The sequence below is a fragment of the Paenibacillus sp. FSL K6-2441 genome, from assembly GCF_037964765.1.
Lineage (GTDB): Bacteria > Bacillota > Bacilli > Paenibacillales > Paenibacillaceae > Fontibacillus > Fontibacillus phoenicis.
This window is the reverse complement of sequence record NZ_CP150174.1, coordinates 1,530,278-1,544,023: the sequence shown is the minus strand read 5'-3', so window position 1 is coordinate 1,544,023 and position 13,746 is coordinate 1,530,278. Positions and strand designations below refer to the sequence as shown.

The 13,746-nt window shown below is 52.4% G+C and carries 15 protein-coding genes; 6 read left to right on the top strand and 9 right to left on the bottom strand.

Annotation, left to right across the window (positions count from 1 at the left end; translation table 11 throughout):
* Window positions 1–89: 89 nt before the first annotated feature.
* Together NSQ80_RS06720 and NSQ80_RS06715 are read right to left on the bottom strand one after the other, a co-directional pair.
* Window positions 90–917, bottom strand: coding sequence for an undecaprenyl-diphosphate phosphatase (locus tag NSQ80_RS06720; RefSeq protein ID WP_009227094.1), 828 nt, complete (start codon window positions 915–917; stop codon window positions 90–92).
* A gap of 36 nt (window positions 918–953) precedes the next feature.
* Entirely contained in the window at window positions 954–2,387 is a 1,434-nt protein-coding gene (locus NSQ80_RS06715; protein WP_009227093.1) for a bifunctional UDP-sugar hydrolase/5'-nucleotidase, read from the bottom strand.
* A 136-nt stretch (window positions 2,388–2,523) separates the two neighbouring features.
* On the opposite strand from NSQ80_RS06715, the gene NSQ80_RS06710 reads away from it, so the two are divergent.
* The 3 genes from NSQ80_RS06710 to NSQ80_RS06700 all read left to right on the top strand — a co-directional run bounded on the left by NSQ80_RS06710 (window position 2,524) and on the right by NSQ80_RS06700 (window position 4,867).
* Window positions 2,524–3,276 (top strand): molybdenum cofactor biosynthesis protein MoaE, encoded by a 753-nt coding sequence (locus tag NSQ80_RS06710; protein WP_009227092.1) that lies wholly within the window; start codon window positions 2,524–2,526, stop codon window positions 3,274–3,276.
* Window positions 3,277–3,358: 82 nt separating this feature from the next.
* Window positions 3,359–4,390 carry an HD-GYP domain-containing protein gene (locus NSQ80_RS06705; protein WP_028538233.1) on the top strand — a complete coding sequence of 344 codons (1,032 nt, stop codon included), beginning with the start codon at window positions 3,359–3,361 and terminating at the stop codon, window positions 4,388–4,390.
* 138 nt (window positions 4,391–4,528) lie between these two features.
* Window positions 4,529–4,867: a L,D-transpeptidase gene (locus NSQ80_RS06700; RefSeq protein WP_009227090.1), complete on the top strand. Its 339-nt coding sequence runs from the start codon at window positions 4,529–4,531 to the stop codon at window positions 4,865–4,867.
* Between the two features lie 67 nt (window positions 4,868–4,934).
* On the opposite strand, the gene sufB is transcribed toward NSQ80_RS06700, so the two are convergent.
* The 6 genes from sufB to NSQ80_RS06670 form a co-directional block, all read right to left on the bottom strand.
* The gene (gene sufB, locus NSQ80_RS06695) at window positions 4,935–6,332 is read right to left on the bottom strand and encodes a Fe-S cluster assembly protein SufB (protein WP_009227089.1); all 1,398 of its coding nucleotides are present in this window, start codon (window positions 6,330–6,332) and stop codon (window positions 4,935–4,937) included.
* 22 nt (window positions 6,333–6,354) lie between these two features.
* The gene (gene sufU / locus NSQ80_RS06690) at window positions 6,355–6,777 is read right to left on the bottom strand and encodes a Fe-S cluster assembly sulfur transfer protein SufU (protein ID WP_036646693.1); all 423 of its coding nucleotides are present in this window, start codon (window positions 6,775–6,777) and stop codon (window positions 6,355–6,357) included.
* A complete protein-coding gene (locus NSQ80_RS06685; protein ID WP_339302163.1) occupies window positions 6,777–7,991 on the bottom strand; it encodes a cysteine desulfurase in 1,215 nt (404 codons plus the stop codon). Before NSQ80_RS06685 ends, sufU begins: the two co-directional genes overlap by 1 nt.
* A gap of 2 nt (window positions 7,992–7,993) precedes the next feature.
* Entirely contained in the window at window positions 7,994–9,295 is a 1,302-nt protein-coding gene (sufD, locus tag NSQ80_RS06680; RefSeq protein WP_009227086.1) for a Fe-S cluster assembly protein SufD, read from the bottom strand.
* Between the two features lie 19 nt (window positions 9,296–9,314).
* Window positions 9,315–10,097: a Fe-S cluster assembly ATPase SufC gene (gene sufC, locus NSQ80_RS06675; protein ID WP_036646691.1), complete on the bottom strand. Its 783-nt coding sequence runs from the start codon at window positions 10,095–10,097 to the stop codon at window positions 9,315–9,317.
* Window positions 10,098–10,376: 279 nt separating this feature from the next.
* Window positions 10,377–10,850 (bottom strand): DNA starvation/stationary phase protection protein, encoded by a 474-nt coding sequence (locus NSQ80_RS06670; RefSeq protein ID WP_339301865.1) that lies wholly within the window; start codon window positions 10,848–10,850, stop codon window positions 10,377–10,379.
* A 211-nt stretch (window positions 10,851–11,061) separates the two neighbouring features.
* Between NSQ80_RS06670 and NSQ80_RS06665 the strand changes: the two genes are divergently transcribed.
* The gene (locus tag NSQ80_RS06665; protein ID WP_009227083.1) at window positions 11,062–11,607 is read left to right on the top strand and encodes a hypothetical protein; all 546 of its coding nucleotides are present in this window, start codon (window positions 11,062–11,064) and stop codon (window positions 11,605–11,607) included.
* A 91-nt stretch (window positions 11,608–11,698) separates the two neighbouring features.
* Here the strand turns inward: NSQ80_RS06665 and NSQ80_RS06660 are convergent, their stop codons facing one another.
* Window positions 11,699–12,121 (bottom strand): DUF423 domain-containing protein, encoded by a 423-nt coding sequence (locus tag NSQ80_RS06660; protein ID WP_050769833.1) that lies wholly within the window; start codon window positions 12,119–12,121, stop codon window positions 11,699–11,701.
* A 140-nt stretch (window positions 12,122–12,261) separates the two neighbouring features.
* Between NSQ80_RS06660 and NSQ80_RS06655 the strand changes: the two genes are divergently transcribed.
* Window positions 12,262–12,672, top strand: a complete 411-nt coding sequence (locus tag NSQ80_RS06655; protein WP_009227081.1) for a hypothetical protein — start codon at window positions 12,262–12,264, stop codon at window positions 12,670–12,672.
* 193 nt (window positions 12,673–12,865) lie between these two features.
* A complete protein-coding gene (locus NSQ80_RS06650) occupies window positions 12,866–13,726 on the top strand; it encodes a DegV family protein (protein WP_009227080.1) in 861 nt (286 codons plus the stop codon).
* Window positions 13,727–13,746 lie beyond the last annotated feature (20 nt).

Sequence of the window (13,746 nt, the reverse complement as noted above, 5' to 3'; positions counted from 1 at the left end):
GTAAGATGACGTTTCTCCCGTCCTCATTATAAATCTTTTTCCTGGATTTCATTCCAGCTTGAAATACTGCCCGCCCTTGAAGTGTTGTATTAACGCATAATAAAGATCCAGAACAAGGCGGCCAAAACAAACCGATAATAAGCAAAATGGCGAAGCTGCACCTTTTGGATGAGCTTTAAGAACGCCAGTACGACCACATAGGCCACAACAAAAGCAACCACAAAACCGATCAAGAAATACCCGATCGTTTCGGACGTCAAATAGCGGTACGAATCCAGCATTTCGTAAGCGGACACCGCACACATGATCGGGATGGCGATAAGGAACGAGAAGTCGGCAGCCGCTTTGTAGCTGGCACCGCTCAGCATCCCGCCGGCGATCGTCGAGCCGGACCGGGAGAAGCCGGGCCAGAGCACGGAGATACACTGATACAACCCGATCAGAAGCGCTTGTTTATAGGTCAGCTGATCCATTTCTTGCGCAGTAACCTCCGCTTTGTTCTTATTAAACCATTCGGCGAAGATCATGAATAGGCCGCCAACGACAAGCGCCCACAATACCGTCTGCGAGCTGAACAGGCCTTTGATAAAATCGCGGAAGAAAAATCCGACAGCCAGCGCCGGCACAATCCCCAGCAGAATATGGATTAAATTAAGACGGCCCTTCGGGGCGTTCAGGTCAACGACCGTTATTTTTTTGCTTAAGCCAAGCAGATTTAAGATCCGTTCCCGGTAAACCCAGGCCATGGCAAGGATCGCCCCAAGCTGAATGACGATTTCAAAGGTCTTCATCTCCGGCGACTGATCATCGTATCCCATCAGCTTGGCAGTTAATATCATGTGTCCCGTCGACGAGACCGGAATAAACTCGGTTAAACCTTCCACAATGGCTAAAATAATCGAGACAATAAGACTCATTCGTTCCTCCTGATCGAGTGTGACTTCGTGCTATAGTTATTCTACTTTTTTCCACCGGGATTGAAAACAGGTATCCACTGCGCCGGCCGTCTGCAGTTCAAAGCGGAGCAGATCGCGCAAAAATTCAGGGAGCATATAACGCTTCTCCGTCCCCCGCTTTAATCGTTCATAACCGACGCCAAAGGTGAACATATCCAGCGTGCCTACGAGATACGTCTGGTCGCTCCGCAACGGCTTGCCCGCAACGCTTGCCCGGATGATCCGCTCGAAAGGGGGAGCGTCAGGGTTGTATTCAATCTCCAATCCGTCAACGCAAATGCCGCCAAGCACCTTTCCCCGAAAGCCAAATCCCATAATGAATTTACCCCTCTTCTCCTCAAGCAGCGATTCCTCCAGACTTGCCAAAATATCTTCCCCAGACAGCCGCATCGTACAAGGGTTAATCGGCGAAGGGCAACGTTCATGCAGCATTCCTTCGCTGATCTCTCCAGCCGGCAGGCTAGCGAGCAACTGACCGCTGTTCACCAGAGAAAATTCGCTGTTGGTATGACGGCGCACCGCTTGAGCCAGCAGATTGCCAAACGGAGATTCTGCCTCGTAGGACACCGGCAGCTCGCGATCCGTCACCGCAACCGTGCGATTCAACCGGAGCTTTGCTGCTTCTCTCTGCAAGGCGATGGCCGTCTCCACCTGCTCCAGCTTCGGCCCTTCCCGGACAGGCAGGCAAACCCCGTCCATCGATAACCGTCCGGTTACGGCCTCCCGGAGAACAACAACCTTCCCTAAGTAGTTGCCGAACTTCCCTGCAGCCGTAACCATCGTTGATCCGATGCGCAGCGGCTCCTCCAGCAAATGATGGGTATGCCCGCCGATGATCAGGTCGATGCCCGGTACCGTCTCGGCCAGCTGCTGATCCATCGGCAGGCCTAAATGGGACATCACAATGACCAGATCCACCTCATCGCGCAGCTGACTTACATCCCTGGCGATCGTTTCCAGCGGATTCAGGGATTCCAAGCCCAGCAGCTCATAGAACTCAGCAAACGCAGCCGTCGCAGCCACCAGCCCAATCTTAAACCCCTGCTTGTGCACGACCAGACGGCTCTGCATCCACGCTGGGGGCCGTCCCGTCCGCATCTCTACGATATTTCCGCAAACGACGGAGCTGTGCAGGCCGGCGTAGGCCTGGCCCAACATTTCCGGCGTAAAGGTCAGCCCTTCATTATTGCCGATCGTTACCGCATCGTATCCCGTTAGGTTCAGCACGTCCACATTGGCCTGTCCTAAGGTGCCTTCGGTTTCGATCGCCGCCCGGTCCATATGGTCGCCGATATCGAGAAGGAGCGTAGAAGCCGGCGCCTCGGCACGCAACTCATCAATCATCGCCGCGATGCGCCCCATCGTTTCAAAATGGCTGTGAATATCGTTGGTGTAGAGTATCGTTAACGTTTCCTGGTTCGTCTCCGGCATAAGCACTACCTCCTTGCCCTCTCAATCTATTCGGCTTATTCTAAATTTTAGAGTTCAATGTGTATTATATACCTTAAAATTGATCGTTGTCTTGTTATAATGTATATTACTTACAAACTATTCCGAGGAGACTCCTATGAATATTCAAATTGCTCTTTTTGCCGGGTTGGCGGACCGGATCGGTACGTCAACCTTAAGCTTTGCATACCCTTATCCAGAACGTCCAATTACAGCAGCCTCGTTAAAGGAAGCGTTAGCTGAGGCTTATCCCTCAGCAGCTGCGCTGATTTCCGCCTCCTTCGTTGCGGTAAATCAGGAGTACGCTGCAGGCGATACGCCCATCCATGCGGAGGACGAGATCGCACTGATCCCGCCGGTATCCGGCGGAGAATGGAGTTCGAACGATGCTTCGGATCCGGCGGACGATCAACTGTACATCATCACGGAAGAACCGCTGTCCGTGGAGGAGATCACGGCTAAGGTTATCACCCCCGACCATGGCGCCGTTCTAACGTTTACCGGGACTACCCGGGAATGGACGCAAGGTCAACGGACCGTCCATCTCGAATACGAAGCCTATGTGCCGATGGCCTTAGCCAAGCTGCGCCAAATCGGCGCCGAGATCACGGAGCGCTGGCCAGGAACCCGCTGTGCGATTAGCCACCGGATCGGTCGCGTGGATATCGCGGAAATCAGTGTCGTCATCGCCGTATCGGCACCTCACCGGGCCGGATGCTACGAGGCCAGCCGCTACGCGATTGAACGTCTTAAGCAGATTGTCCCGATCTGGAAAAAGGAAATCTGGGAAGACGGTTCGGAGTGGAAGGGCCATGGACTTGGTCCGTGGGACCCTCGTGTACCGGGAGAACACCTCCTTTCGGGTGATTGACAAACCTAACAATTTCGTTGTCAACCCATTTGTTTCCTGATATGATTAAGAAAAACAGGAAGATTACGAGGTGTCATCGTCTTTGAAAGTACATATTATGGAGCTCAGTCCAGGCGACCGTCTCCAACATGACGTATTTAATCATTTCGGCGTTTTTGTTTTGCAGAAAGGCTGTGAATTGAGCAGCGATTCCATCGTTAAGCTAATGCAGCATGGGATCGACTACGTAGATATCGAACCGCAAACCTTAGACGCCGAATTCCCTTCGGATCCTGCCTTCCGGGCCAAGCCATATATGGATGAAGCCGTTGACGGTTTCGAGGAACTGTTCCTGAAAGCGCTAACGAACGGGACGATCGACGAAGCGAAAGTGGACAAGCTGTTAGAGCCGATGATCTCAGAACTGGATAACCAGAAGGACGTCGTCTCTTTATTGCTGATGATTGGTGACGGTGACAATTATACTTACCATCATTCCATGCAAGTCGGCATGCTCAGTTATTATATCGCCTCCTGGTTAGGGTATCCTAAGGAAGAAGCCTACAAGGCTGGGAAAGCCGGCTACTTGATCGATATCGGCAAGAGCAAGGTCCCACAGAGCATTTTATCCAAGCCCGGCAAGCTGACGCCGGAGGAATTCGAAGAAGTGAAGCGTCATTCCGAATACGGTCATGACATTATTCTCAATTCTACCGGAGACGAGCTTTCGGCCTTGGTGGCGCTGCAGCATCACGAACGGGAGGACGGCAGCGGTTATCCGCATGGCTTAACAAGCAAGGATATCCATCCGTTCGCCAAGATCGCCGCGGTTGCAGACGTGTATGCGGCGATGACCTCCAACCGGGTCTACCGCTCGAAGCAGGAGCTGCTGTCCGTGCTGCGCGAGTTAAACAGCCTTAGCTTCGGCCAGTTGAGCCCGGAGCCAACGCAAGCATTGATCCGTCATCTGTTGCCGAACTTCATCGGCAAGAAAGTGATGCTGAGCACCGGCGAGATCGGTTCTATCGTCATGACGAATCAAACGGACTTCTTCCGTCCGCTGGTCAAGACGGATTCCCGATTTGTCGACCTGTCCAAAGAACGCGAAACCTCAATCGCAGAAGTATATCTCTAATACGGAATTCTCCCGGGCCTGCACAGGACCCGGGTTTTATTTTGCCTTAAGCCTTGGCGATCGGCTCTTACGCATTCGCCCAACCAACTTATGCCTACCCGTCATACACTAGCAAAAAACAACGGGAGGCGCGCCTACATGCCCAATTACCGCATCATCGTGGATATATCGGATCGCATGCTGTACCTGCTGGATAACAACAACGTCGTACGTGGGTTTCCGGTTGGGATCGGAACCATGCTCACGCAAACCCCTGTAGGGTCGTATACCATCGTCAACAAAGCCCCCAATCCCGGCGGGCCGTTTGGCGCCTATTGGATGGGCTTGTCCAAGCCCCATTACGGGATCCACGGCACTGATGATCCTTCCTCCATCGGCAAAGAGGTTTCACACGGGTGTATCCGAATGTATAACCCGGACGTCATCGAGCTAGCCCGGATCGTGCCGATCGGAACCAGCGTAACGATCCGCCAGTAGAGCCCAACCACGCAAAAAAAAGGAGAAGTCCCGCTCAGGGGCTTCTCCTTTCGTTTGGCCTAAACTTTTAACCGATCGAGCCTTCCATCTCAAATTTGATCAAGCGGTTCATCTCTACCGCATATTCCATCGGCAGCTCTTTCGTGAACGGCTCGATAAAGCCCATAACGATCATTTGCGTTGCTTCTTCTTCGGTCAGACCGCGGCTCATCAGATAGAAGAGCTGCTCCTCCGACACCTTCGATACGGTCGCCTCATGCTCCAGCGTGATGTTGTCGTTCATGATCTCGTTGTATGGGATCGTATCCGACGTCGACTCGTTATCGAGAATCAGCGTATCGCATTTGATGTTCGATTTCGCGCCTTCCGCTTGTCGGCCGAAGGAAGCGAGACCGCGGTAAGTGACCTTACCGCCATGTTTGGAAATCGACTTCGACACGATCGTCGACGTTGTATCCGGCGCCAGGTGGATCATTTTCGCACCGGCATCCTGAAGCTGACCTTTGCCGGCAACGGCGATGGACAGCACGCTGCCTTTCGCGCCGCGGCCTTTCAAGATAACGGCTGGGTACTTCATCGTCAACTTCGAGCCGATATTGCCGTCAACCCATTCCATCGTTGCGTTCTCTTCGGCTACCGCACGTTTCGTAACCAGGTTATAGATGTTTGGTGCCCAGTTCTGGATCGTCGTGTAGCGAACGCGAGCGTCCTTCTTCACGATGATTTCCACGACCGCGCTATGCAGCGAGTTCGTGCTGTAAATCGGCGCCGTGCAGCCTTCGGTGTAATGCACGAAGCTGCCTTCGTCGGCGATGATCAGCGTACGTTCAAATTGTCCCATGTTCTCCGAGTTGATCCGGAAATAAGCCTGCAGCGGCACTTCGCATTTCACGCCTTTTGGCACGTAAATGAAGCTGCCCCCGGACCATACGGCGCTGTTCAGAGCCGCAAACTTGTTGTCCGCAGCAGGAACTACCGTACCGAAGTACTCTTTGAACAGTTCCGGATACTCACGCAATGCGGAATCCGTATCCATGAAGATAACCCCTTGATCTTCCAGGTCCTTCTGAATGCTATGGTATACGACCTCCGACTCGTATTGCGCGGAGACGCCGGCCAGGAACTTCTGCTCGGCCTCTGGAATCCCCAGCTTATCAAACGTTTCTTTGATTTCTGCCGGGACTTCTTCCCACGTCTTACCTTGTTTCTCAGATGGTTTCACGTAGTATTGAATATCGTTAAAATCGAGCTCGCTCAAATCTCCGCCCCAACGCGGCAACGGCATTTTCTCGAACTGCTCAAGCGATTTGAGGCGGAAATTAAGCATCCACTCCGGCTCGCCTTTAATACGGGAGATTTCCGTTACGATTTCACGGGTCAAGCCTTTACCGGATTGAAAGATCGCCTTGTGTTCATCCCGGAAACCGTATTTATACTCTTCTAATTCCGGTGCTTTTTTGGCCATGTTCGGCTACCTCCTCAGGGGATTAGATTTCCGCTTGGATTCCTTTTTTCAGCGCATTCCAAGCTAACGTAGCGCATTTGATGCGGGCAGGAAATTTTCTAACGCCGGATAAGGCCTCAAGATCTTCATAGTCGTCAAACTCCACCGTTTCTCCCATCATCAGCCGGGAGAACCGTCCAGCTAGCTCCATCGCGTCCTCGATCGTCCGTCCTTTGACGGCCTCAGTCATCATCGAAGCCGACGACATGCTGATGGAGCAGCCTTCCCCGGTAAAGCGGGCGTCCTTGACGACGTCTCCTTCCACAATCAACTGCAAGGAAATGCGGTCGCCGCAGGTCGGATTGTTCAAATCGACCGTCAGCGCGCCTTCCTCAAACTTCCCGCGGTTCCGCGGATTTTTATAATGATCCATTATGACACGGCGGTATAAATCGTCTAGTTGCATCACCCAAAATACTCCTTTGTTTGGATTAAAGCTTCCGCCAGTCGGTCGATATCCTGTTCCGTATTGTATAAATACAGGCTTGCTCTAGCCGTTGCGCTTGCTTCAAGCCAACGCATCAGCGGCTGGCAGCAGTGGTGACCCGCCCGGATGGCGATCCCGGAAGCATCAAGCACGGTCGCAACATCATGCGGGTGAATGTCCTGCAGATTGAAGGTGATTAGCCCTACTTCACGCTCGCGCGGTCCGTAGAGGGTGAGTCCTTCGATCTCCGACAGGCGGTTCATCGCATAAGTGGCAAGCTTGGCCTCGTGCCGGTGAATTTCCTCAAGCCCGATGCCTTCAAGGAAATCGATGGCTGCCGCCAACCCAACCGCACCCGCGATAATTGGCGTCCCGCCTTCAAATTTCCACGGAAGCTCCTTCCAGCTTGATTCATACAATCCGACATCGTCGATCATTTCTCCGCCGTATTCGATCGGCTCCATGGCTTCCAGCAGATGCTTCTTTCCATAGAGTACCCCAATTCCAGTTGGTGCGCACATTTTGTGGCCGGAAAAAGCATAAAAATCAGCATCCAGCTCCTGTACGTTAACCTTCATGTGCGGGGTGCTCTGCGCGCCGTCAACAACCATAACCGCCCCGTTGCGATGAGCAATCGCCGCGAGCTCCTTGACGGGATTAACAACGCCCAGGACGTTGGATACGTAGGCGGTCGCCACGATCTTCGTCTTGGGAGTAATCGTCTTCTCCGCATCCGCCAAATCGATATGACCGTCCGGCTGCAGCGGGATATATTTCAATACAGCTTTCTTCTTCAACGCCAATTGCTGCCAAGGAATCAAATTGCTATGATGCTCCATCGGAGTAATGACGATTTCGTCGCCTTCACCGACATTCGCCGCTCCGTAAGAGGATGCAACCAAATTCAGCGACGTCGTTGTGCCCCGGGTAAAAATAATCTCTTCCCGGCGCGCAGCCCCGATAAATCGGGCTACCTTCTCGCGGGCGTTCTCGTAAGCATCGGTCGCCCGGCTGCCCAGCGTGTGGACGCCGCGATGCACGTTCGCATTATCCCATTCGTAATAATGCTTTAATGCTTCGATCACGACGGCCGGCTTCTGCGAGGAAGCCGCGCTGTCGAGATAAACGAGCGGATGCCCGTTTATCTCTTGCTGCAGAATCGGGAATTGCTTCTTGAGCTCTTCAGCATGGATACTCATTGTCCCAGCTTCCTTTCCACCAGACCTTGCAGTTGCTTCTGCAACGGTTCCAGCGGGATATCCGAAACCACCGGCGCCAAGAAGCCGTAGATCACCAAGCGTTCCGCCTCTGCACGGGTAATCCCGCGGGACATCAAGTAGTAAATTTGTTCCGGGTTCACCTGCCCAACGGAAGCGGCGTGTCCTGCGGAAACGTCATCTTCGTCAATCAGCAGAATCGGGTTGGCGTCACCGCGGGCTTTCGGGCTCAGCATGAGCACTTTCTCGGTTTGCTGGCCGTCCGCTTTCGTGGCACCTTTCTCGATTTTCGTGATCCCGTTAATAATCGCCGTAGCTTCTTCCCGCATCACCGCGCGGGTAATCATTTGGCTGTTCGAGCTCTTCCCGTAATGTACGGCCTTCGTCGTATAGTTCAAACGTTGTTTCCCCGAACCAACGGCGATGACCTTCGCATCAGAGTTCGAGCCGTTCCCTTTCAAGATCGACAGCGTTTCGCTTGCCGAATCGCCATTGTTCATCTCGCCGATGATCCATTCGATGCTGCCGTCATTCTCAACAACGGCGCGGCGATATGTCACATCCGTCGCTTGCTCGGCCAAATGGTGCACCGTAGCGAATTGGACTTTGGCGCCCGGCTTCACGATTACTTCGGCTGCACCGTTATGCACGATGCTTCCATTCAGATTCACAGAAATATAGTTATCCACGTAGGTGACTTGGCTGTTCGTGTCCGCCACGATCAGGACGTGAGGCGTGAACGCAGAACCTGCATCATCCAACAGGAAAATCGTTTGCAGCGGCGTATCAATCACCACGTTCTTCGGAACGTACAGGAAAACCCCGCCATTCCACAACGCGGCATGCAAAGCTGCCAGCCGATTCTCGTCCGGCTTGATCACGCTGTGCAGGTGCGCCTTCACCAGATCCCCATGCTCCCGCACGGCGGTCTCCAAATCGGTGAAGATCACCCCTTGGCTCGCCAGCTCCGGTGCCAACTTAGTAAATACGGTATCTGCATTCCGTTGAACAAGCAAATTGCTCTGCTCAGTCAAGTCCACCAACGATTGGATGCTGTCAGGCAACTGCTGCGGATTTTCAACCCGAGCTTCAGCAAGCGTTCCAAAGTTGCTCAAATCCCAGCGGTCAATCCGCGTCTTCTCCAATTGAGGCAGTTCCAGTTCCGCCGCCAGCTGCAGCGCCTTCGTCCGGCTGTCCGTCAGCCAGTCCGGTTCGCCGCGCTTCGCGGACAGTTGTTTCAATTGCTCCGCTTCTACCGGAAGTACGGTTTGTGTCGTCATTCTCTACTCCTCCTTCCGTTTAGGCTTCTTGACCAACTGTTTCGTCCACGATACCCAGCTCTTCCTTGACCCAATCGTAACCTTCCGCTTCCAGGCGCTCGGCAAGCTCAGGACCGCCGGATTTCACGATGCGGCCTTGCATCATCACGTGAACGTAGTCCGGTTTGATATAGTTTAACAGACGTTGGTAGTGGGTAATAATCAAGAAGCCGCGGTCTTCGCTGCGCATGGAGTTTACACCATTCGCCACGATCCGCAAAGCGTCGATGTCAAGACCGGAGTCGATTTCATCCAGAATGACGATCTTCGGATCCAGCAGCAGCATTTGCAGTATTTCGTTCCGCTTCTTCTCCCCGCCGGAGAAGCCTTCGTTCAAATAACGGTGCGCAAACTCTGGATTCATCTCCAGCACTTTCATTTGCTCTTCCATTTGACGAATGAATTTGATCAGGGAGATTTCGTTCCCTTCGCCGCGGCGGGCATTAATGGCACTGCGCAGGAAGTCTGCATTCGTTACGCCAGCGATTTCGCTAGGATATTGCATCGCCAGGAACATACCGGCGCGGGCGCGTTCGTCAACGGCCATCTCCAACACGTCTTCCCCGTTCAGCGTCACTTTACCATCCGTAACTTCATACTTCGGATGGCCCATCAGCGCAGAAGCCAGCGTACTTTTCCCGGTTCCGTTTGGTCCCATAATGGCGTGGATTTCCCCGCCTTTTATCTCAAGGTTAATCCCTTTCAGGATCTCCTTCTCCTCGATTGTTGCTTTCAAACCCTCAACTACAAAATGCGTTGCCATGTAACTGCTCCTTCCATTCACGAAAATTAACGTTATTTGCTTAGGGCCGCCGCCCTTGTTCTTGCCATTATATCATAACAATTATCACATTAGAATAATTCTAAGTGATTCTCACTGATTCTCACTTCATTCTAACCTACTTTATTGGCATAAGCAACGTATGGCGGCGGATGTTCACCGTTATGCAATATCGTTGTCACAGAATGCAAAAGGACCCGGCCCGCGTTTGCGGCCAAGCCCTCTTGGAATGCGTGCTGTCTTCGACTCCGGTAAGAGCTATCAATCCAAATACGCCCGGAGCATCCACATGTGTTTTTCCCATTTGCCAAGATAACCGGTTAACAAATCGCTGGTGACGTTATCCTCCACCTGATCCGCGAGACCAATCCCTTCGTTGTACGCCTCCGTTAAGGTCGCCAGGTCCTCAAGCACATGCTGAACCATCGCCTGCGGCTCCTCCTTCCCGGTTGCCTCCTGAATGGTGGCCAGGTCCAGATACTCTTCCAGCGATGCTGCCGGGTTCCACTTCAGCGCCAGCATTCGCTCGGCAATGGCATCCATTTGTTCAGTAACTTCATTATACAACTCCTCAAATTTGGCGTGCAGCCGAAAGAAATTTGTCCCTTTCACATACCAATGATAGTTGTGCAGCTTCACATAAAGCACGTTCAGGTTGGCAACTTGTTCGTTCAGCAGTTGCTCCAGGCTGGATTTCTTCGTATTCTTTGCTGGTTTGGCTGCCGATTTGGCCATCCTTATCCCCTGCTTTCTTCAATAAAATGTTGTCATTATCTTACCCTGATTCAGGCGGGGTGAAACAAAAGATCCATAGATGTATAGATTTGTGTAAATTTCTTGATGTTTGGGCTATGATTGTTGTCATAGTGGTGCTATTATTATTGAGGATTTTCAACAGAAAAGGATGACCTTTCTCTGCCTAACTTGAAATCACTGTGGGGGAATTATGGAAAATCAAACCGGTCAACATCATAATCAAGAAGAAGTGGGCTATTTATTTAACGTCGAAATTCTAGTCAAAGGGACAACGAACCCGCTGGCTCTGCAAGCGCTGTTGAAGCTGCTGAACGACAGCCCTGACATTATAGATTACCGCATCAACTCCGGAATCGAGCTGGGACGAATTATTGAATCTACCTTAGCTTCCCGCACGCAGTCCCGCATCGAAACCGCCCAAGCCGTCAAGGCTAAGAATAACGGCAAAGAAACGTCTAAACAACCCGCTGTGGTGGAGAAGAAGAAAAGCGAGCCGGCTTCGAGCAACTTCAAGGAGCTGGCGACAAGCGATGAATTCCAAGCCTGGATTCAAAGCTATATTACAGGCAATAAGCTTGTCCGTTTGTACGTCAATCGTAACGGTAAGCGGACGAGTATGCCGTGCCGAATCTTAAATTTCCTTCCGGAAACCTACGCGGTGAGCGTATACCACGTCGACGAGAAGCAGGTATACACGCTAAAGCTGAGCGAGATCATCGACTTTTTGGATACGTAAATCATTTCATTATAAAAGCAGCAAAAAGGGCTGGCGGTTCCTGCAGATGCAGGTTGCGCCAGCCCTTTTAGGGCTTGAATCTCCTTAAGCTTTATGCTCCAGCCCGAGGTGCCGCCTTCCAGGCTTCCAGTGCGAGCAGCAGCCAGCCTGCTAGAAATGATACGCCGCCAAGCGGTGTCACCGGACCAAGCCATCGTAAGTCCAAGGTGGCAAGGCCATATAAGCTGCCTGAAAATAAGATCACGCCGATCAGGAATAACCGTCCGCTCCACAGCAGCCGCTTGGAATCTCCCCACTTCACGGCAAATAACGCGGTCAGCAGCATGGCGATGCCATGAATCATTTGATAATGGACTCCGGTCTCAAAGGTGCCGATTGCTGCCTCCCCGATCCGCTCTTTCAAAATATGGGCGCCAAACGCACCAAACGCCACGGAGAGAAGCATGACAATCGCTCCGATCCCCGCATATTTACGCTGCACTATCGATTTCGCCCCTTTCTGATCATGTCCCATAGCCTTCGTGTCCATCATACCGCAGGGTTTAGCCTGATTTCCACCACCGTTTCAACCAAAAATATCCTTGCAATTTTCAGGAGGATATTTGAAGATGGTCTTGAATAGGTTTACATTACTGTCTATAAAGGAGTTTTGGGATGGATTATCGTCAATCGGAGCAAGATCCTGTATCACCCTATTTTGCCCCCCACGAGCCAACAAACCGGATGAAATTCTCCGGCCCCGGCATCGCCTCCTTCGTACTCAGCTTACTTGCCGTAATTGGCTATATCGCTGCGCTGGCACTGATTATTTCTACAGCGATGGATCTCGTGGACCAGCCTGCGGAGGTCATCGCCGAAGACCTGATGCAGCGAAGCGGGACCGTGCTTGGCGTTCTGCTGTTCCTGATTTCCGGCTTATTGGACTTGATTGGATTGATTCTGGGCATCGTAGGCTTGGCGATCCGTAATCGGAGGAAAGTGTTTGCGATATTAGGCACGATTTTTTCGGTCTTGCCGTTCGTTCTCTTCATCTTGCTAATCGTGCTTGGAAGCCTCACGGCCTAGGATAACGCGGTACCATGTAAGCTTTCCCTCGAATCGGCGGCGTCCATCGCGGACAGCTGCCGAAAGCCCTAAACCCCGCGGGTCTTTGGTCGGTCTTGGGGCTTTTCCTTGTCTTGTTCTTTTTGATAGAATGTATGAAAGTTCATCTTTTACATTACATGTGATTTGCATCAACTACCCAAGGAGACTGCTTATGTCTAAAGTGAAAATTTTTGCGGATAGTACCTCGGATCTGCCAGCCGGTTGGATCGAACGGTATGACATCGGCCTGGTTCCACTTTACGTCGTATTCGGCAATGAAACGTTCCGGGACGGCATCGACATTACCCCGCTCGATATCTATCGCCGAGTGGAGGCCGAGGGACAATTGCCTAAGACAACAGCACCGTCCCCGAAAGATTTTATGAGCGCCTTTGGCCCTTACATCGATCAAGGAATGGACATCGTGTATATCAGCTTGTCGTCCAAGCTGTCGTCCACCTATCAGAACGCGCTAATCGCAGCAGCGGAATTTCCCGAGGGCCGGATTCACATTGTGGATTCCTTGACCCTGTGCAGCGGAATCGGAATGCTCGTCATGAAGGCCGTGCGCCTAGCCGAGAAAGGATGGGGAGCCGCAGAAATCGCTGGACAAGTTGCCGCCTTACGCCCCCAAGTGGTGACGCAGTTTGTCATTGATACGCTGGAATATTTGTACAAAGGCGGTCGCTGCTCCGGCATGCAAAATTTTATCGGCAGCCTGCTGCAAATTCGGCCGGTACTGAAGCTGGTGGACGGGAACATCATCCCGGCTTACAAAGTACGGGGCCGCAAGGAGAAAGCCGTGCAGCTCATGCTTGATCATGCCCTGGCCGACAAGGATCACATGGACGAGGATCTGATCCTGGTCGCGCATACGCTCGCGGAGGAGGAGGCGCATCGGTTGGCCGTGATTTTGCGGGAGCAGACCGGTGTGCGAGAAGTTGCCGTTGCGGAAGCCGGCTGCGTGATTTCGAGCCACTGCGGCCCCCATACCGTCGCGATTATGTATACAAGAAAATCGGCGGCTTCATAAGTCCCATAGATAACCATGAC

Bases quoted from the DNA above. Each gene is read 5' to 3' on its own strand.
- sufC (WP_036646691.1), bottom strand. From the start codon at position 10,097: ATGGCAACGCATTTTGTAGTTGAGGGTTTGAAAGCAACAATCGAGGAG.
- NSQ80_RS06665 (WP_009227083.1), top strand. From the start codon at position 11,062: ATGGAAAATCAAACCGGTCAACATCATAATCAAGAAGAAGTGGGCTAT.
- NSQ80_RS06700 (WP_009227090.1), top strand. From the start codon at position 4,529: ATGCCCAATTACCGCATCATCGTGGATATATCGGATCGCATGCTGTAC.
- NSQ80_RS06670 (WP_339301865.1), bottom strand. From the start codon at position 10,850: ATGGCCAAATCGGCAGCCAAACCAGCAAAGAATACGAAGAAATCCAGC.
- sufU (WP_036646693.1), bottom strand. From the start codon at position 6,777: ATGCAACTAGACGATTTATACCGCCGTGTCATAATGGATCATTATAAA.
- sufD (WP_009227086.1), bottom strand. From the start codon at position 9,295: ATGACGACACAAACCGTACTTCCGGTAGAAGCGGAGCAATTGAAACAA.
- NSQ80_RS06710 (WP_009227092.1), top strand. From the start codon at position 2,524: ATGAATATTCAAATTGCTCTTTTTGCCGGGTTGGCGGACCGGATCGGT.
- NSQ80_RS06720 (WP_009227094.1), bottom strand. From the start codon at position 917: ATGAGTCTTATTGTCTCGATTATTTTAGCCATTGTGGAAGGTTTAACC.
- NSQ80_RS06660 (WP_050769833.1), bottom strand. From the start codon at position 12,121: ATGGGACATGATCAGAAAGGGGCGAAATCGATAGTGCAGCGTAAATAT.
- NSQ80_RS06650 (WP_009227080.1), top strand. From the start codon at position 12,866: ATGTCTAAAGTGAAAATTTTTGCGGATAGTACCTCGGATCTGCCAGCC.
- NSQ80_RS06655 (WP_009227081.1), top strand. From the start codon at position 12,262: ATGGATTATCGTCAATCGGAGCAAGATCCTGTATCACCCTATTTTGCC.
- sufB (WP_009227089.1), bottom strand. From the start codon at position 6,332: ATGGCCAAAAAAGCACCGGAATTAGAAGAGTATAAATACGGTTTCCGG.
- NSQ80_RS06715 (WP_009227093.1), bottom strand. From the start codon at position 2,387: ATGCCGGAGACGAACCAGGAAACGTTAACGATACTCTACACCAACGAT.